This is a genomic window from Enterobacter cloacae complex sp. FDA-CDC-AR_0132 (assembly GCF_003010695.1).
Taxonomy (GTDB): Bacteria; Pseudomonadota; Gammaproteobacteria; order Enterobacterales; family Enterobacteriaceae; genus Enterobacter; species Enterobacter ludwigii.
Map to the genome: position 1 here is coordinate 4331151 of NZ_CP027618.1, position 17624 is coordinate 4348774.

17 protein-coding genes are annotated in these 17624 nt (G+C 49.1%); 10 read left to right on the top strand and 7 right to left on the bottom strand.

From position 1 onward, the window contains the following. Window positions 1-67: 67 nt before the first annotated feature. Entirely contained in the window at window positions 68-970 is a 903-nt protein-coding gene (locus AM379_RS20970) for a LysR family transcriptional regulator (protein ID WP_063214319.1), read from the top strand. Window positions 971-1130: 160 nt separating this feature from the next. Here AM379_RS20970 and AM379_RS20975 read toward each other — a convergent pair whose 3' ends face one another. Then, the gene (locus AM379_RS20975) at window positions 1131-2030 is read right to left on the bottom strand and encodes a LysR family transcriptional regulator (RefSeq protein WP_063934294.1); all 900 of its coding nucleotides are present in this window, start codon (window positions 2028-2030) and stop codon (window positions 1131-1133) included. A 161-nt stretch (window positions 2031-2191) separates the two neighbouring features. Between AM379_RS20975 and attM the strand changes: the two genes are divergently transcribed. Next, complete coding sequence (attM, locus tag AM379_RS20980; protein ID WP_068794694.1) at window positions 2192-2983, top strand: AttM family quorum-quenching N-acyl homoserine lactonase; 792 nt, start codon at window positions 2192-2194, stop codon at window positions 2981-2983. 87 nt (window positions 2984-3070) lie between these two features. Here the strand turns inward: attM and AM379_RS20985 are convergent, their stop codons facing one another. From AM379_RS20985 to AM379_RS21000, 4 genes are all read right to left on the bottom strand, one after another. Next, on the bottom strand, window positions 3071-4090 hold the full coding sequence (locus AM379_RS20985) for an NADP-dependent oxidoreductase (protein ID WP_068794695.1): 1020 nt from the start codon (window positions 4088-4090) through the stop codon (window positions 3071-3073). Further along, window positions 4087-4497 carry a hypothetical protein gene (locus tag AM379_RS20990; protein WP_068794696.1) on the bottom strand — a complete coding sequence of 137 codons (411 nt, stop codon included), beginning with the start codon at window positions 4495-4497 and terminating at the stop codon, window positions 4087-4089. Before AM379_RS20990 ends, AM379_RS20985 begins: the two co-directional genes overlap by 4 nt. A 4-nt stretch (window positions 4498-4501) precedes the next feature. Continuing rightward, on the bottom strand, window positions 4502-5320 hold the full coding sequence (locus tag AM379_RS20995; protein WP_068794697.1) for an oxidoreductase: 819 nt from the start codon (window positions 5318-5320) through the stop codon (window positions 4502-4504). A gap of 98 nt (window positions 5321-5418) precedes the next feature. After that, on the bottom strand, window positions 5419-6198 hold the full coding sequence (locus AM379_RS21000) for an SDR family NAD(P)-dependent oxidoreductase (protein WP_106504185.1): 780 nt from the start codon (window positions 6196-6198) through the stop codon (window positions 5419-5421). 240 nt (window positions 6199-6438) lie between these two features. On the opposite strand from AM379_RS21000, the gene AM379_RS21005 reads away from it, so the two are divergent. Continuing rightward, entirely contained in the window at window positions 6439-6987 is a 549-nt protein-coding gene (locus AM379_RS21005; RefSeq protein WP_106504186.1) for a TetR/AcrR family transcriptional regulator, read from the top strand. A gap of 257 nt (window positions 6988-7244) precedes the next feature. Here the strand turns inward: AM379_RS21005 and AM379_RS21010 are convergent, their stop codons facing one another. Next, entirely contained in the window at window positions 7245-7901 is a 657-nt protein-coding gene (locus AM379_RS21010) for a helix-turn-helix transcriptional regulator (protein ID WP_158701866.1), read from the bottom strand. A gap of 1083 nt (window positions 7902-8984) precedes the next feature. Between AM379_RS21010 and AM379_RS21015 the strand changes: the two genes are divergently transcribed. The 7 genes from AM379_RS21015 (at window position 8985) to uspF (ending at window position 16505) form a co-directional block, all read left to right on the top strand. Further along, on the top strand, window positions 8985-9542 hold the full coding sequence (locus AM379_RS21015) for a fimbrial protein (RefSeq protein ID WP_236900307.1): 558 nt from the start codon (window positions 8985-8987) through the stop codon (window positions 9540-9542). A gap of 66 nt (window positions 9543-9608) precedes the next feature. Next, complete coding sequence (locus AM379_RS21020) at window positions 9609-10310, top strand: fimbrial biogenesis chaperone (RefSeq protein WP_106504188.1); 702 nt, start codon at window positions 9609-9611, stop codon at window positions 10308-10310. Window positions 10311-10349: 39 nt separating this feature from the next. Then, the gene (locus AM379_RS21025) at window positions 10350-12902 is read left to right on the top strand and encodes a fimbria/pilus outer membrane usher protein (protein WP_106504189.1); all 2553 of its coding nucleotides are present in this window, start codon (window positions 10350-10352) and stop codon (window positions 12900-12902) included. Between the two features lie 36 nt (window positions 12903-12938). Further along, on the top strand, window positions 12939-14207 hold the full coding sequence (locus AM379_RS21030; RefSeq protein ID WP_106504190.1) for a fimbrial protein: 1269 nt from the start codon (window positions 12939-12941) through the stop codon (window positions 14205-14207). A gap of 279 nt (window positions 14208-14486) precedes the next feature. Continuing rightward, a complete protein-coding gene (yedE, locus tag AM379_RS21035; protein WP_032678332.1) occupies window positions 14487-15698 on the top strand; it encodes a selenium metabolism membrane protein YedE/FdhT in 1212 nt (403 codons plus the stop codon). Continuing rightward, window positions 15695-15928 (top strand): sulfurtransferase-like selenium metabolism protein YedF, encoded by a 234-nt coding sequence (gene yedF / locus AM379_RS21040; RefSeq protein WP_014170428.1) that lies wholly within the window; start codon window positions 15695-15697, stop codon window positions 15926-15928. Before yedE ends, yedF begins: the two co-directional genes overlap by 4 nt. Window positions 15929-16070: 142 nt before the next feature. Then, window positions 16071-16505: a universal stress protein UspF gene (gene uspF / locus AM379_RS21045; RefSeq protein WP_014170429.1), complete on the top strand. Its 435-nt coding sequence runs from the start codon at window positions 16071-16073 to the stop codon at window positions 16503-16505. 334 nt (window positions 16506-16839) lie between these two features. Here the strand turns inward: uspF and ompW are convergent, their stop codons facing one another. Beyond that, a complete protein-coding gene (gene ompW, locus AM379_RS21050) occupies window positions 16840-17472 on the bottom strand; it encodes an outer membrane protein OmpW (protein ID WP_014170432.1) in 633 nt (210 codons plus the stop codon). Window positions 17473-17624 lie beyond the last annotated feature (152 nt).

The following is a 17624-nucleotide window of genomic DNA, read 5'->3' on the forward strand; positions in this document are numbered from 1 at the left end:
AATAGAACGAGGGTATTGTTTCGTGTATCCTGCCACTGGTGTACACACTGGTTAGCAAACCTAAACAATGAAAATTGACCTTAATCTTTTACCTCTGTTTCTGGCTGTCGCGGAGGAACGTAGCTTCAGCGCTGCCGCCGAACGTCTTGGCGTGACGCGATCGGCGGTCAGCCAGGGGATCAGACGCCTGGAGGATACGTTCGGGACCCTGCTTGTCATGCGCACCACGCGTTCGGTAAACCTGACTGAAGCGGGAGAACGGCTGCGAAAATCGTTGTCCGTACCGCTATCAACGATTGACGCGGCGTGCGAAGACGTTCTCTCTGACAACGGGCCGCGAGGGCATCTGAAAATTGCTGTCACCTCAATTGCAGAAGAATTTCTTTCAGGCCCTCTGCTCGCGTCCTTTGCAGCCGCTAACCCTGCAGTCACCATCGATATCGTCGTGTCGGATGACGAATTTGATATTGTGGCAGCGGGCTTTGATGCCGGCGTAAGGCTCGGTGACGTGATCGAAAAAGACATGATTGCTGTCCCTCTGACGGGACAGCAACGGGAAGTGGTGGTGGCATCACCAACGTATCTGGCGGCCCACAGCGCACCGCGCCATCCGCGAGAGCTTATCCGCCATCGCTGTATCGGCTGGCGCCCATCGCCAGACGTCGCGCCCTATCGCTGGGAATTTGAGGAAGCGGGAATACCTTTCGACGTGGCGGTTGAACCGCATATTACCACCAACGATCTCCGTCTCATGCTCAGGCTCGCGCTTGCGGGGGGAGGAATTACCTTTGCAACCTATGAAACATTCAGGCCATTTATTGAAAAAGGACAGCTTGTTTCATTACTGGATGATTTTCTTCCGCCTTTTCCTGGGTTTTATCTGTACTTCCCGCAACGTCGAAATATGGCCCCCAAGCTGCGGGCTCTGATTGAACACGTCAGGCAGTGGGGGAAGACGTCACTGCAGTAGTTTCAAACCCGCGTAGAATATTTAGCTGCCGGAGAGTTGCCGTGCCGTGGCAGCGAATGACGCATGCTCGACTGGGCAAGCCATTAACCGGGTGTACCTCAGGCAGGCAAGAAATTTTGTTCAACCGTTTATTTAACAGCCTCGTATTCCAGCTTGAGAACTATGGCTGCCCTTTTGTTACCGAACGCGTAAGGCTTGTGCGAAGTTCGTTTTCAAGGAAAGCGACACACGCTCGTGTTTCAGCGGAGATGATATTAGCCGGGGGATAAAGTAGATATGCAGGGAATGAAGGAACAATGTAGTCGGGTAACACAGGTACGAGATGCCCGTCGGCAATCTCTTGTCGGCAAACCGGAGACTGCAATACCCCGATTGCCCTTCCTGCCAGAAGCACAGTACGTAACGGCCGCCAGTGGCTGGAAGTGAATGTTATTCTCACAGGGACGGTGAGTAACGCGTTGTCAGGCGCGATCAGCGTCACATGGTTATTCATAAACAGGCCCGAAACACGAGCAAACGCATGTCGGGCGAGTTCACCCGGTGTACGGGGCATATCATAACGCTGCAAATATTCGGGAGAGGCCACCAGCAACCGCTCAATTTTCCCCAACGGGCGGACAACATAATATCCTTCCCCCGCCTCACCAAGACGTAGCGAGATATCCACACCTTCGGTGACCGGGTCCGTCACTCTGTCACTGAGCACCAGATCTATGTTTATGCCCGGATAGGCCAATTGCAGTTTAAGCAGGGCGGGCATAAGTAACTCTTCCCCGGCACCATAGGGTGCGGCAATGCGCAGGGTTCCACTAATTGCCTCACCATTATCCGCGATTGCCAGCGCATGGTCAGCCGCTGCAACGGCGCTTTTGCTCCGTTCATAGAACAGCGTCCCGCTATTGGTGAGAGACATTCGGCGCGTGTGACGTCGCAGCAGGCGGGTATTAAGATGAGCTTCCAGACGCTCTATCCTTTCACTGACCGCCGGCTGTCCGATGCCGAGATCGCGCGCAGCGGCAGACATGCTTCCGCGCTCAACCACCCGAATGAAAATACGCATTGCCGTAAGTAAATCCATTCACCGATTATATTGGTAAAACCGATAAATGAAAGTGGTCCCGCCCCTCTACTGCCAGGCCCTTCTGTTAATGAAAATCTGTGCGTCCACGGCTGGTGTAGCTATGGCGTACAGAACATTTCATTTTTTACGGGAAAAGAAGCATGTCAGATATCAGGCTTTATATGTTCCAGTCGGGCTATCAGCGTTGTAAATATCACGATATCAGGATGAATCAGGGTGAAGGCGCCGACTACATTATACCTGTCCCCTGGTTTTTACTGACGCATCCGCAGGGGAATGTTGTTATTGACGGTGGTCTTGCAGTGGAAGGGCTGAAGGATCCCCGCGCCTACTGGGGACCGACTGTTGACCAGTATCAACCCATCATGGATACAAACCAGGGCTGTAGAAGACAACTGGCAAACCTCGGAATAAGGCCAGAATCGGTGCGTTATGTTTTGCTCTCCCACCTCCACTCTGACCATACCGGCGCGATTGGCCGCTTTCCTGAAGCCACTCATCTTGTGCAGCGTGCTGAGTACGACTATGCCTTTTCACCGGACTGGTTTACCGCCGGGGCCTACTGTCGGAAAGATTTTCATCGCGAAGGTCTCAAATGGCAGTTTCTGGCAGGAGATGCTGATGACGGTTTTGATCTGTACGGCGACGGCGTTCTGAAAATCATTTACACGCCAGGCCACTCCCCGGGTCATCAATCTTTTGTCGTCTCCCTGCCAAGTGGAAAATCGTTCACCCTGGCGATAGATGCTGCCTATACGCTTGACCATTTTCAGGATAAAGCCCTGCCTGGCTTGATGACATCGGCCAGTGAGGTGGCACGATCGGTGGCAAAACTAAGAGTGGTTACCCAGATGCATAATGCGGAAATTATTCCCGGGCACGATCCTGATATCTGGCCGCATTATGCGATGAAGACGGAAGGCTATAACTGATACGAACGGTGATAGTGACTATACCTCTTCCCTGAGGCGATAACCCTGGTCATTTATGCTTAGCGCAGAGGCAAGCCTTCGTTGCTATCACTCATGAATTTTAACCACCACTTTCCCCTTTGCATGCCCGCGAGCCAGATAGGCGAAGGCGTCGCCAGTTTCGGCAAAGGGGAAAACGTTGTCGATAACGGGCTTGATGCGTTGAGCGTCCATGAGTTCAGCGATTTGGCTAAGCTGGCTGCCATCAGGGCGGACAAAGAGAAACGAATAGGTTAACCCTCGTTTTTTTGACAGTCGCATGATTTTGCGGCTCATTAGCCCTAATACGAAACGCAGGAAAACATTGAGGTGTCTTTCCCGTGCGAAAGCCGCATCTAACGGCCCGATCAGGGAAACTATTTTCCCTCCCGGTTTAAGGATTTGGGTGGATTTCTCAATCGCGTCACCTCTGATAGTCCCGAGGACAATATCGTAGCCGCTCAGCACTTTTTCGAATTCCTGCTTTTTATAGTCAACCACCTCATCTGCACCAAGGCGGCTCACCCAGTCAATGTTGGCGGTGCTGGTTGTCGTCCCTACCGTTGCGCCAAGGTGTTTTGCCAGTTGGATAGCAAAACTGCCAATTCCACCGGAGCCGGCCGGGATAAATACTTTCTGCCCCGCTCGCAGCTTCGCGCGTTCCGTCAGCGCTTGCCAGGAGGTGAGACTGACCATCGGAAGCGACGCTGCCTGTACGAAATCCAGGGTGGCGGGTTTTAACGCTGCAAGGTTTTCTGGCACCCGCACAAACTCAGCAAGCGAACCCGTTCCCCTGTCAAAAATACTGGCAAACACCTCATCGCCTGCGTTGAAACGCGTCACGCGACGTCCTGTGGCAACGACAACGCCGGACACGTCACTGCCCAACGTCGCGGGGAGACTGAAATGCAGAACACGTTTGAACATGCCGGTCGGGATCATATTATCGATCGGGTTCAGACCTACTGCATACACTTTGACCAGAATTTCATCATCACCAGGGGACGGAAAATCTACGTCGTCGAATCCCAGTTCAGGGGATTTACCATAGCGTTTAAACGTAAATGCTTTCATCGTCTTCTTATTCATTTGTCTTTTACTCTGCCGGGTTTGCCGGTGGCATGTTTCTTACCAACGCTGTTGCTGAGTAAAAAAGCGATACCCAGGAATAGCTCGATAAATACTGCAATAACGATCTGCCCATTAACGTGTCCTGCATACCACTCAACAACGCCGGACACGGCTAAAATCAAACATAACGTACCGATCCCTGCTGCCAGGGCATAGCGGGCCAGCGAGGGCTCTGCGTGCCTGGCGAATAAACACATCACCCCCAGGCCTGCGTACAGGGCGGCAGAGCGATGGCCGAGCACATCAGTTCCCGGTGTCGGCGTGATTCCCCACTGCGTTAACAGCAGTTGCGGGCAGAACATCCATATCGCCGACAGGATGAAAAACAACCCGGCAGTCAGAATAGCCAGTTGAGAAAATTTCATATTCTTATTCTTTCGCGTCGAGCTGAAGACTGTTGCGTACCACCTTGTCCAGAAGTGAAGCAGGCGCAAAGCGGCGGATGAAATTCAGTTTCCCCGCCAGCGTGCCCGCCGTATAACGCACCTTAGGCCGTAAAGACTGGGCAGCCTTTACCACCACATCAGCCACCACTTCCGGACGTTCCGCCTCGTCCATTGCCTTGCTGACGACGTTGTTCAGCTTAGCCCGGAGCGGTTCATATTCTTCTAGCTTTGCGTCAGGTTCTACATTGTTTACGTCGAACTGTGTCTTTGTATAGGCCGGCTCGATCACGGAAACCCTGATACCCTGTGCGCGCAGTTCATGGTCCAGCGCGCCCGTATACCCTTCAACCGCATGCTTACTGGCTGCATACAGTGCCACGTAAGGTAGCGGGACAATCCCTAATATCGAACCAATGTTGATGATGCGCCCACTGCCCTGACGGCGCATGTGCGGGATCACTGCCCGCGTCATTCTGACCAGGCCAAGAAAGTTGGTGTCGAAAATACGCCTGGCCTGATCAATCGAACTTTCTTCCGCGGCCGCAGGAGCAACCCCAAAGCCCGCATTATTCACCAGCAAATCTATCCGCCCTTCCAGGTGCAGTAACGCCTCAATGGCGGCGCTCACGGACGCATCGTCCGTCACATCAAGCGTTAATAACGCAAAGGGATGCGTGCCTGCCTGCGCACCGCGCCGGCTGGTGCCATAGACCGTATACCCTGCGGCCAGCAGTTTTTTAGCCGACGCCTCACCGATCCCCGAAGAAGCTCCGGTCACCAGTGCTACACGTTTTTTTGTCATTCTCACTACGCTCTCTTGATGGAGTCCTGCTCACCCTGCAGCGCAACAACACGCTGCAGGGAAACAACGCGGCATAGGGTTATGCCGAATCCCCGTGGCTACACTGTGTACCGTTCTGCCGCTTTAGCCTGATTGATATCCGCCAGCAGAGCCTGACGCGCCTTCTCCAGGTCATCCCAGTGGGCAGCATTTTGTAAAGGAGGGATGGTGACGAGTTCGCGACGATCAAAGCCGGCCAGGGCTGCGTCAACTAACTGACCCACTTCCATCATCTCGGGCGCCTTACTGATATCAATACCTGCACGTTCCCAGATTTCGGTGTAAGTGCCGGCCGGTAGTACCGCCTGGACGTAAACGCCCGCGGAGGACAGTTCAATATGCAATCCCTGCGACAGGAAAAGCACAAAGGCTTTGGTGGCACCGTAAACCGTCATGGCAAATTCCGGAGCGAGCCCAACGACGGAGCTGATATTGACGATTGCGCCTTCTCCGGTTTTGACAAACCGTGGCGCCGCGGCACGAGCAAGCCTCGTCAGCGCAGTGACGTTCAGGGCGATAAGACGCTCAATTGCCTCAGGCGTCTGACCGGCAAAATTGCCCGACTGTGCCATGCCCGCGTTGTTAATCAGTACCCCTATTTTTTCGTCATCACGAAGACGAGCTTCCACCGTCGCTAAATCCGCTGCCTGAGTAAGATCGGCTGGCAGAACATCTACAGAAACGCCCTTCTCCTGTCGCAGACGCTCGGCGAGTGCGTCTAATTTTGTTTTATCGCGGGCAACCAGAACCAGGTCATGTCCACGGCTCGCAAACCTTTGCGCATAAACAGCACCAATACCCGTCGATGCGCCTGTAATGAGAACTGAACTTTTCGTCATATGTGATCTTCTTTATTCAATGTTGAACAGAATCTGCACTGTTCGATGCAGGTAAATCCGGGGATATGTCCGGCTCTCTTTGATGATCTCAGTCAGACTGACAGAGCGCGCATACCTCTGCGAAGCGCCGTCGGGGACATGGATTTAATGATGATGATCATAATCTATAAAGTCAACTGGTTTGATTATGATCATCATCAATGTATAATTGAGCCTTGTTTTGTAAGGGGGCGGGAAAGCATGAAAGTGTCAAAAGAGCAGGTTCGGGAAAACCGGATGCGCATTGTTGAAACGGCATCAGAACTTTTTCGTGAGCGCGGCTATGACGGCGTGGGCGTGGCGGAGCTGATGTCTGCGGCGGGTTTAACCCACGGCGGGTTTTATAAGCACTTTGGTTCAAAGGCCGATCTGATGTCAGAAGCCATGAACTGTGGTTTTGTACACGCCGCGGAAAACCTGGCGGGTGTGGACCGAGAAAAATTCATTGAATATTACCTCTCCCGACAGCATCGCGATGATATGGCCAGGGGTTGTGTGATGTCTGCCCTGGGCACCGACACCGCCCGTCAGTCCGGGTCCATCAAAGAGACATTTGCGGCTGGGGTTGAACGTCAGCTGGCAATGTTAAGTGACGAAAATGTCTCACGTGCTGACCTGATAGACACCTTTACACATCTTGTCGGGGCTCTGGTGTTGTCCCGTGCCTGCCCGGATAATTCTGCGCTCGCTGACGAAATTCTGGATGTCTGCCGCTCGCGTATTCTGCGTGAGGAGCCGCGAAAGGATTGAATTCTATACAACCTGAGATATTGCCCGACAGTGCGTCCTTTTGTATCAAGTATCAAGGTACCGGTACGAATGGCAGGGCGTGGTAGGTTTAACGAATTTTATGCATCCACTAAAATATAGGGTGGCTCAGAATTAATTATCGTTTTCCTCAGATTACACCCAGGCTGAAAGCGTTATGGTGAGAACTTTGAATTTAATTTGTCTGAGTAAGTTTGAGCCACCCGCTGAATTTGATACTTATTTTAAGGCCTCAGGCCTCAGGCCTTTGGCCAATCGATCTCCGGTGTTAGCAACCCTTCATGCTGAAACAGCCCCTGAAGATTACGCACTCCAACCTTCTGATAAATACGTGTCCGGTGCGCATAGATCGTTTTGGGGCTCACTTTCAATGTTTTTGCAATACTATCAACACGCTTACCTTTTAATATCATTCGAATGATCTCGTGTTCGCGAGATGTAAAACGCGACAGCAAATGGTTGCTATCCATATTTTTTGATACTGGCGTTCGCAAAATAAAGTCCCGGAGAGTGTTTTTAATCTCATCAACTGACAAACCTTTAGACAGGCAACCATCAACACCAGCCAGAGGAAGTTCTTTGTGAATGACCAGCATTATTGATCTGAAGATTTTCATTCCCTGAATTAATTTAAGCACATGAGAATTCCCAATCAGTCGCACATCGTAATCTGCGATAAGCAATCTTTCTGGACATTGCAATTCATTTTGATAATTCATATGAAATACACTCTCACAATGGGCAACATTGTAGAGAATACCTTTTTCATTAAGAATTTCGGGCAACATAGAATTGATTAAATACTTTAGCGCTAAAAAGAAGTACTTATCCTGAGTAATAATAGTAATTGTAGATTCCCGGCATGAGCCTTCAGCAACATTCAATTTTTTTCCCATAGCATTCTCCATAACGTGTCAAGTCATTCTTCTTCCCTTAAGTCCGAACATTTCGATAATTCATCACCAGTTACAAAGAAGCAATCTTTGTTTTAAGTGGAAAAATCCTGGCATAAATCGATTAGAAATTCTTAAGATTTACTCTAAAATGCAAAGCTGGGTACATGCTTTCGTCTTTTACATAAAAAGAATAATATTTACCTGTAGTATTTGGCGAACGTGTAATTATATGAATTTAATTGTATTTATTTAAAATATATTTTTACATTATCGTTACTATCACTCATTGTAATTATCGAGCACCAACACTTGGTGGCGCGTATAACGATTATTCTGAATTAAGAATAATCTCATTTTAATGCGGACTTCTCGTTCTTTAACCGCAACTTCGCTTTCATAAAAGGTTATTTATTCGTCAAAAAAACACTCTTAACATAAATATAAAGCATTATTTGACAAATTTTATCCACAAACAAACAACTAGATAACAAAAAAGCAACATAGAAGTTTTCCAGCTATTTTTTTACTCTTGACAGTAGCGCCCCAGGATGAATGTCGTCCTGGCATCTACGCTATCGAATAGAGCTCCAGAGTATCAAGACGCGGGACCCCTTACCGTAAGAATAAATCGTTGAACATATTCACTACCTTAGAGTTTCTCAGTTTCGTAGCAGGAGACATTACATAAAGTAAGAATTTTTTCTTATATAATGTCAGGATAACAAATAATTATTACGGATATAACTGATAAATCTAATACAGTTTCAATCACTTGAAACATCCTCGGTTCAATTACATTTCTAAGATAAAACTCTTAACTTAAAAAGTGAGTACACATAAAAACCAAGAATTTTGTCCTATTTTTATCGCCAATTTGGATTTTGGCTTTACTGAAATAAAAGTCAGCATTACCATTTAATTATCGAAGGCATATATAACTCTCGAACAAAAGCACCTCCAGGAAGATTGGATGTAATTTGAGATTATATTTTCCTTCGTGAAAACTGGGTATTGAAAATTTTGATGCTCATACTTATGCCAATTTAACGGCATGAGTATTTTAACATACATGGAGTTTGTAAAATGAACATGAAAAAAACCTTTATCGCTGCCGCATTAGTATCTGGGTTAGTTGGCATGCAGGCTCAGGCATCCGATGGCACTATTTATTTTCAAGGTAAGTTGACCAACACCACCTGTGATATCACCGTTGACGGCCAGGCTTCACCAGCAACAGTTGTACTGCCAGAGGTAAGTACCTCGCTGTTGCAGACTCCAGGTGCGACGATAGGTGATACTGGTTTTAGCATTGAGCTTGCCAACTGTACTGGCGTAACCAGCACCTCAACAGCTGCGGCCTTCTTTGAAAATGGATCTACGGTAGACAACACAACTTATAACCTGCTGAACACTGACGAAGGCATTGCAGACGGTGCGACCAACGTACAGTTACAACTGGTAGACAAAGCAACAGATCTCCCATTACAGGTGGGCAACACCAGTCAGACCACAAACACTACCCGCAACGATATGAGCAGTGGTTCCGCAAGCCTGCCGTATACCGTGCGTTATTATGCCTTAGGGGCAACCACGCCAGGTACTGTTAAAAGCCAGGTCAATTTCAGCATCGATTACGAATAATAACAAGATTATTTATTTGTTATGACCACAGGCGAGCATTGTGCTCGCCTGAATAAGGAGTTTGTTATGAATATGAAACTACCCTCTTTCATAATACTTTTATCCTCTGCCTTTTTAGCTTTCTCTGTTCAAAGTGCAGTGATTATTTCTGGTACGAGGATCATATATCCAGAAAAAGACAAAGAAGTCTCCATTAAAATGACAAACAATGGTAAATCACCTGTCTTAATTCAGTCATGGATTGATTCTGGTGATCCAAAGTCCCGTCCTGACAATGCGCAAGCCCCCTTTACGCTGACCCCGCCTATCAACCGTGTTGACCCCGGTAAAGGTCAATCGTTACGTATACGTTATACCGGCGAAGCGTTACCGCAAGATAAAGAGTCAATTTTCTATCTTAACGTGCTTGAAATTCCTGCCAGGGTGAATAACACAGAAGGAAAAAATGTGCTTCAGATGGCTTTCCGCTCTCGTCTGAAACTTTTTTTCCGCCCATCAGGCTTATTAACTCACGCCAGCGATGCACCGCAGCAAATGAAATGGGCACGAAATGGCACCACGATAACGGCCACCAACCCAACGCCCTACTTTATCAATATTGCCTACTTCTCAGAAGATCGAGACGGTAAAGTCAGTATCGGCAGCGGTGGGATGATAACCCCAGGCGCAACAAAAACCTTTACGCTCAGCCGCAACACACAAAATTACTATCCATTCATTATTAATGACTATGGCGCTATGCGTCTCATTGAAACCGAAAAGAAATAATGCTGCAAAACAGATTATAAAATGTAGTTACAGGAAGATATGATGGAACGGAACCTTAATTTTAAGATCAACAGCACGCTTAAGCTTTGTCCATTAGCGATTGCCATTGCTACGGCGTTTTTTCCTGTTGCTCAAGCAGCCAATACCTCTTTTGTTGAATTTAATACCAACTTTATCAATCCAACAAGCAAAAACAGCATTGATATCAGTCGTTTTCAAAAAGGCGTTCCGTTGCCCGGTAAATACAACGTTGAGGTCATTATAAATAGCAATCCAATGGGGCAATACGATCTCCAGGTTGCAGATGGATCGGGTGTGAATGCTGAGGGCTCAATATGTCTGGCCAAAAAAAACTATGTTCAGCTAGAGTTTAATACTACCAAACTCACTCAAGAGTCACTTAAATTATTCAACAGCGCGAGCGATGATGAATGCCTGCCGGTTGACAAGATTTTGCCCGAAGCTTCATTCGAGCTGGATACCGGCGAACAGACACTTAACATATCGATTGCCGAAATTTATCTCATCAAACGTCCCCGGGGTTATGTTAATCCAGAAATATGGGATCAAGGCATTACAGCCGGAATACTAAACTACAATACCAACTTTTATCGTAATGTGGCTCATCATAATCAAAATGATGCGCTTTATGCGGGCATCAATGGTGGTATTAATTTATCAGGATGGCATTTTCGCCATAATGGCAGCCTGAACTGGCAGAATGATTTCGGTCGCCACTATCAGTCACTTGAAACCTACGTTCAACGCTATCTCCCAGATTTTGGGAGCCGTTTTACGTTGGGAGATACGCAAACCACCGGCGAACAATTTGATACGCTTGCTTTTCGCGGTATCCAAATTGCAAACGCTGAGCAAATGCTACCAAATTCCCAGCGCGGATACGCGCCTTTAATTACCGGCATTGCCAGAACCAATGCCAAAGTGAAAGTGATGCAGCAAAATCGTTTGTTGCTGGAGACGACCGTAGCGCCGGGTGCATTTGAAATTAACGATCTCTACCCCACCGGTTACGGTGGCGAACTTGAGGTCATTATCGAAGAAGCAGACGGCTCGGTACAGCGCCAGAGCGTGCCCTTTGCCTCAACCAGTAACCTTCTGCGCCCGGGCATCACACATTACAGTGCCACCGTGGGTTCTCTGCGTAAAGGCTGGGTAGAAAATGAACCGTTACTGGCAGAGTTTACATGGCGTCGGGGGCTTTCCAATCGTTTTACGGCTTATACCGGCATTCAGGGTAACGAGGATTACAAAGCGGCACAGCTAGGGCTCGCTGTTGGCACGCCTGTAGGTGCTTTCTCATTCGATGTCACGCACGCCAGAACTGAGCTGCCACATCAATATCAGCAGTATGGCCGAATGATGTCCGGGGAAAGTTATCAACTGAAATACAGCCATATGATTCAGCAGACCGGCAGTAATATCAGCGTGGCGGCCTATCGTTTCTCTACAGAAGGCTACATGGATTTCATTTCGGCCATGCAACTGCGTGAGGCTCTGGAACAAAATAGTAGCCAGATCGAGCTATACAGGCCCAAGAGCCGTCTGGGGCTGACGGCTAACCAGCGATTACCTGAGGGTTGGGGAAACATCTATGCCAGCCTGTTCCAACAAGACTACTGGAATCAACATGGTAGCGATCATCAATACCAGTTTGGTTATAACAACCACATTGGCAAAGTCAATTACAGTTTGAGTGCGAGTCGCAACCGCAATGGTGAAGGTGGAAATGAAACTCGCTATATGCTGAGTATGAGCATTCCGTTCTCAAGCGACAACGTATTTAGCCAGATGTCGGTTAACCTGAATCGTGATAATGAAGGCCGAATGCGTGAGCAAATGGGGCTGAGCGGTACCGCACTGGAAAGCAATGCACTCAGCTATAGCGTGAGTGCCGCGAACGCGAATAAGGGTGGTTCCAGCAGCGGTACCTTTAACAGTTCGCTACGCACGTCTTTAACTACGCTTCAAGCTGCAGCTGGGGCAGGTAAAAACTATCACAATTACTCACTGGGCATGAACGGCACGGCCGTACTTCACAGTGGTGGTATCACCTTCTCGCCTTATACCGCGAACACAGTGGCCCTGGTTGAGGCTAAAGGCGCCAAAGGCGCTGCCGTCAGTAGTTATCCCGGAGTCAGCATTGACCGTTTCGGCTATGCGCTGGTGCCCTACCTCAATGCATGGCAAATGAATGAGGTAAGCCTCGATCCGAAAGGTTTGCCAAATGATATTGAGCTGAATTTGACCAGTCAAAAAGTGGCACCGTACAGCGGTGCCGTGGTTAAGCTCAGCTATGGCACAACCTACGGTACACCCGCATTGATTATGCTTGACGAAAATACCGACGTACCGTTCGGCGCTGACGTCTATGACAGCAATCATAGCGTTGTGGGTGTCGTCGGCCAGGGAAGACGCATCTTTGCTCGCCTACCGGAGCAAAGCGGACAGTTGAACGTTCGATGGGGCAAAGCGCGTCATCAGCAATGCCTGCTTAATTACCAATTACCGAACCACGATAAAGCAAACAACAGTGACATCGTAACCCTTAATAGCCGATGCGTGGCACATTGAAACGCACTGTTTGAAATTGTTTGAAGGATAAACTCTATGCAGATACAACACGGATTTTTACATCTGATTAGCATGATGAGCGCACTGATAGCGGGTACCCTACTCTGTAGCTTCCCTGCCCGCGCGCTGGTAACGTGCACCAGTGCCCAAGTGAATAACGTCATCGTACCGGTGGCCCCTGAATTCAGAAATATCAATATTCCGATCCTCTCCGGCGGTATCACCGTCAGCGCACTTCGCGACTTACCCGTGGGCGAAGAGCTTTTTGTCCAGCAGATCTCACGTACCACCATCAATCAGGCCATGCGTTACATGGACTGCATTTCTTCTGATTCAACCGCTACGGGCACATTCTCCACTCTATCTAAAATAGAATTCGAAGGTGGTCCGCCAGCATCGACTACGACTATCAATGGAAGAACGATTTACGAAACAGGCATCCAGGGCATTGGCTATTCCTTAACATATGGTGATAACAGTAGCACTGCTGAGAACCTTCCGGTAACAAAGGAATTTGCTGTGAACACCTCTGTTGCCTTTGGCGGAATATCACTGACAGGAATCAGTCGCAACTTATATTTCCGACTGGTGAAAACCGGTGATATCCCTGCAGGGACATGGACTGTCCCGATAAATATCCCAGCCATCATTACTTATGCCGAACCGGGTCAGAACATGGCGGCAAATTTTAACCTTAATAGCGATCGTATCCATATCTCTGGAACGGTTAATGTTGTGGCTGGAAGCTGCCAGACTCCGGATGTTTATGTACATCTTGGTGAGTATGAAATAACCGATATGATGCAGAGACCTAACTGGAACTCACCGTGGAAAGAATTTAATATTCAGCTTATCAACTGCCCAGTGATGGCTGGTCGGCATGAGAGTGTTGGCTCGAACTGGGCAGGGGAAGGCAGCAGCAATACCTATGTTAAAGTTCCAGACTATCCTAACCTCATCGCCTACCGGTTGGATTTTATCAACGAAAAAGGATTCACCTATATGGGAGAATCCTGTTTAAAAACCGAATCTGCCCCTAATGCTTCTGAAGGCGTTTGTGTTGAGGTTGACGATCCATCGATTTCAAATGGGATTTATACAAACGCCCTCGATAGCGCTTTTTATAGCTGGCGAGACAAAGCTTTTTTAAATCAATATTATGCAGGTAGTTCCGCCACCAGTTATACGATCCCACTTCGTGCCCGGTATTCCCGCGTTCGCGCAACCGCAGAAAATGGCGCCGTCGTTCCACTTAAAGCCGGCCCAGCTAACGCCGCAGTAGAATTCACTATCATTTATGAATGATTAATTTGTCGTACGTAGGCTAACAACGTAAACCTGACTGGTTATAAAACCAGTCAGTAGCAGACTGGCATAACGACGTGCACGGGAAAGAATGACTCAAGCTTACCCTTGTGTTTTTCCCATGAATGGTATTCGTAAGAGAGAAGATTTAATGACGGAGGTCATAAAAAATGGAGCTATTCTGGATAAACGGTCTGGAGAGGTTTTGGAGAAAGAAAAAAAGTTATATATTCCAGCCCGTTAAATCCAAATATACCTTCTGAGTTCAGAGGCTTACTCATGTCATGGCAATACTTCAAACAAACTTACCTGGTTAAGTTCTGGTCACCTGTACCCGCAGTTATCGCAGCGGGGATCCTGTCTACTTACTACTTCGGCATTACCGGTACGTTCTGGGCTGTAACCGGCGAGTTTACCCGCTGGGGTGGACAGCTGCTGCAGCTTGCCGGTGTGCATGCTGAAGAGTGGGGTTACTTTAAGCTCATTCATCTGGAAGGCACTCCGCTGACCCGCATCGACGGGATGATGATCATCGGCATGTTCGGCGGCTGTTTTGCCGCCGCGCTGTGGGCAAACAACGTTAAGCTGAGAATGCCAAAAAGTCGGATCCGCATCGTACAGGCGGTCATCGGCGGCATGATTGCCGGTTTCGGTGCGCGCCTGGCGATGGGCTGTAACCTTGCCGCCTTCTTTACCGGTATCCCACAGTTTTCGCTACATGCCTGGTTCTTTGCCATCGCTACCGCCATCGGTTCTTACTTTGGCGCAAAATTTACCCTTTTGCCGCTGTTCCGTATTCCCGTCAGGATGGTTAAGGTCAGCGCCGCATCGCCGCTGACGCAAAAACCGGCTCAGGCACACCGTCGTTTCCGCCTGGGGATGCTGGTCTTTTTCGCCATGGTGGCATGGGGACTGTGTACAGCGCTCAATCAACCTAAACTGGGTCTGGCAATGCTGTTTGGCGTGGGCTTTGGTTTGCTTATTGAACGCGCGCAGATCTGCTTTACTTCAGCGTTTCGCGATATGTGGATCACCGGGCGGACAATGATGGCAAAAGCGATTATTGCCGGGATGGCGGTGAGTGCTATCGGCATCTTCAGCTATGTTCAGTTAGGTGTTGAACCGAAAATCATGTGGGCCGGCCCGAATGCGGTGATTGGCGGCCTGCTGTTTGGCTTCGGGATTGTGCTGGCTGGCGGTTGTGAAACCGGCTGGATGTACCGCGCCGTTGAAGGTCAGGTGCATTACTGGTGGGTTGGCCTGGGGAACGTGCTCGGGTCAACTCTCCTCGCGTACTACTGGGATTCCCTTTCTCCTGTCCTCGCGACAAACTGGGATAAGGTCAACCTGCTCAGCACGTTCGGCCCACTCGGTGGCCTGTTAGTGACGTACGCCCTGCTGCTGGTCGCTTTTTTACTGGTGATTGCGCAGGAGAAACGGTTCTTCCGCCGTGCCGCTGTCAAAAATGAAACGCAGGAGAATGCCGCATGAAAGAGATCGTGCCTGACTATCGTCTGGATATGGTGGGCGAACCCTGCCCTTATCCCGCTGTCGCTACGCTGGAAGCCCTGCCTCAGCTCAGGAAAGGGGAAATTCTGGAGGTGGTGAGCGACTGCCCGCAGTCCATCAACAACATTCCTCTGGATGCTAAAAACCACGGTTACACCGTACTGGACATTCAACAGGATGGGCCAACCATTCGTTATTTGATACAGAAATAATCCCGCCACAGACGCTCCTTAACCGGGGCGTCTTTCCTGCCCCAAAAATCCGCCTTACGTCCCACTTTGGCGGTAAATGCAGCCCTCTGTTCTCCCCCGGAACTACACTTAAAGTGGATAAAAAACAAACAGGAGGTGTGGCATGTTTGCGTCAATTCTTGTTCCTGTCGATATTTCAGAGCGTCGCCTGACCGAACAGGTGATTCCCTATGTTCAGGCGAACGCAGCAATCAGTAACGGCAAAGTGCATTTTCTGACTGTCGTTCCTTCTTTCCCCTACTATTCCTCTCTTGGTCTGGCCTATTCCGTTGAGATGCCAAAACTGGAAGAAATGCAGCAGGAGGCGCTGGCGAAATTGAATGAGATCGTTACGCAGTTCAATTTACCGGCCGACCGCATTCAGACCCACGCCATTTCTGGCACGCCTAAAGATCAGATCCTGAAACTGGCTGAGAGTATCAATGCAGACCTGATAATTATTGCGTCTCATCGACCTGATATTTCGACCTATCTGTTAGGCTCTAACGCTGCGGTCGTCGTGCGCCACGCAAAATGCCCGGTGCTGGTGGTGCGTTAGCGTGCCTGCGAGGAAAGATAAGCCCCGTGCTATCGGGGCTTATTATCGTATCCAGGGCCACAGGCCTGCGCCATTGAGCAATCACTGGACGCCGCCCTGACCGATCCTCACGCATGAAGCGGTAAACGATGCAATCTGCACCTCGACTTTAGGAATGGTGTGAATAGGTTATGGTCAGGCGTTGACTGACGCGGCTAAACGGGCAGTATTTCCGCCGTTTACGGTTCAGCATGTATTTGATGAGATGAGTACAGCACGCTGGAATATGGAGGGGCAACCTTAATCGCCCCCCGAAGCAAGACTGGCCATAACCAGGCCAGTCTCAGGGGATAAATCAGAAACGATAACCCGCGGAGAACATAAACACCCACGGATCGAGGCGAGTGCTGATACTTTGCTGCTCACCGCCCGCTTTAAAGCGAACGTCGGTATCAATGTCCATGTACCAGACCGAGGCGTTAATTAACCAGTCACGGTTAATCAGATAATCCAGCCCCACCTGCCCCGCAACACCCCACGAGTCTTTCAGGCTGAGATCGGTAAGCCCGGCTTCTTTACCGGTATCGTTAAATTTCTCGTCGAAGAAGGTGGTGTAGTTCACCCCTGCGCCAATATACGGACGCACCTTACTGTTAGCATCACCAAAGTACCACTGCGCCATCAGTGTTGGCGGTAAATGGTGCACCGTCGCGATATCCCCGGTTGGCCCTAAACCGACGCGATGACGGAATGGCGTTGCTGCCAGAAGCTCAACACCAATGTTCTCCGTCGCCATATACGTAAAGGTCAAACCGAGTTGGGTATTGTTGCTGACGTTAAAACCGCCCATACCCAGTACGCTATCAGAGCCTTCTGTTGGACGCACCGTTGCCGAACCGGCACGAATAAAGAATTCACCTGCTTCATGCGCATACGCGCCGCCAGAGAGACTGCTTAATACAAGGGCTGCCACCGCTAATTTTTTCATATCCGCTCCATCGTTGTGGTTTTAGTCGCGGAGGAGAATATACTCACAAATGAGTAATAAGTGATCTGCTACAGATCACATTAAAACCAGTAAGTTAACATTCATTGATCTGGGTTAATTTTTGGTGACACACCGTAAAGCGATAAGTTGTC

Excerpts from the sequence above, each read along its gene's own strand:
- AM379_RS20970 (WP_063214319.1), top strand. The coding sequence starts at position 68 with ATGAAAATTGACCTTAATCTTTTACCTCTGTTTCTGGCTGTCGCGGAG.
- AM379_RS20975 (WP_063934294.1), bottom strand. The coding sequence starts at position 2,030 with ATGCGTATTTTCATTCGGGTGGTTGAGCGCGGAAGCATGTCTGCCGCT.
- attM (WP_068794694.1), top strand. The coding sequence starts at position 2,192 with ATGTCAGATATCAGGCTTTATATGTTCCAGTCGGGCTATCAGCGTTGT.
- AM379_RS20985 (WP_068794695.1), bottom strand. The coding sequence starts at position 4,090 with ATGAATAAGAAGACGATGAAAGCATTTACGTTTAAACGCTATGGTAAA.
- AM379_RS20990 (WP_068794696.1), bottom strand. The coding sequence starts at position 4,497 with ATGAAATTTTCTCAACTGGCTATTCTGACTGCCGGGTTGTTTTTCATC.
- AM379_RS20995 (WP_068794697.1), bottom strand. The coding sequence starts at position 5,320 with ATGACAAAAAAACGTGTAGCACTGGTGACCGGAGCTTCTTCGGGGATC.
- AM379_RS21000 (WP_106504185.1), bottom strand. The coding sequence starts at position 6,198 with ATGACGAAAAGTTCAGTTCTCATTACAGGCGCATCGACGGGTATTGGT.
- AM379_RS21005 (WP_106504186.1), top strand. The coding sequence starts at position 6,439 with ATGAAAGTGTCAAAAGAGCAGGTTCGGGAAAACCGGATGCGCATTGTT.
- AM379_RS21010 (WP_158701866.1), bottom strand. The coding sequence starts at position 7,901 with ATGGGAAAAAAATTGAATGTTGCTGAAGGCTCATGCCGGGAATCTACA.
- AM379_RS21015 (WP_236900307.1), top strand. The coding sequence starts at position 8,985 with ATGAACATGAAAAAAACCTTTATCGCTGCCGCATTAGTATCTGGGTTA.
- AM379_RS21020 (WP_106504188.1), top strand. The coding sequence starts at position 9,609 with ATGAATATGAAACTACCCTCTTTCATAATACTTTTATCCTCTGCCTTT.
- AM379_RS21025 (WP_106504189.1), top strand. The coding sequence starts at position 10,350 with ATGATGGAACGGAACCTTAATTTTAAGATCAACAGCACGCTTAAGCTT.
- AM379_RS21030 (WP_106504190.1), top strand. The coding sequence starts at position 12,939 with ATGCAGATACAACACGGATTTTTACATCTGATTAGCATGATGAGCGCA.
- yedE (WP_032678332.1), top strand. The coding sequence starts at position 14,487 with ATGTCATGGCAATACTTCAAACAAACTTACCTGGTTAAGTTCTGGTCA.
- yedF (WP_014170428.1), top strand. The coding sequence starts at position 15,695 with ATGAAAGAGATCGTGCCTGACTATCGTCTGGATATGGTGGGCGAACCC.
- uspF (WP_014170429.1), top strand. The coding sequence starts at position 16,071 with ATGTTTGCGTCAATTCTTGTTCCTGTCGATATTTCAGAGCGTCGCCTG.
- ompW (WP_014170432.1), bottom strand. The coding sequence starts at position 17,472 with ATGAAAAAATTAGCGGTGGCAGCCCTTGTATTAAGCAGTCTCTCTGGC.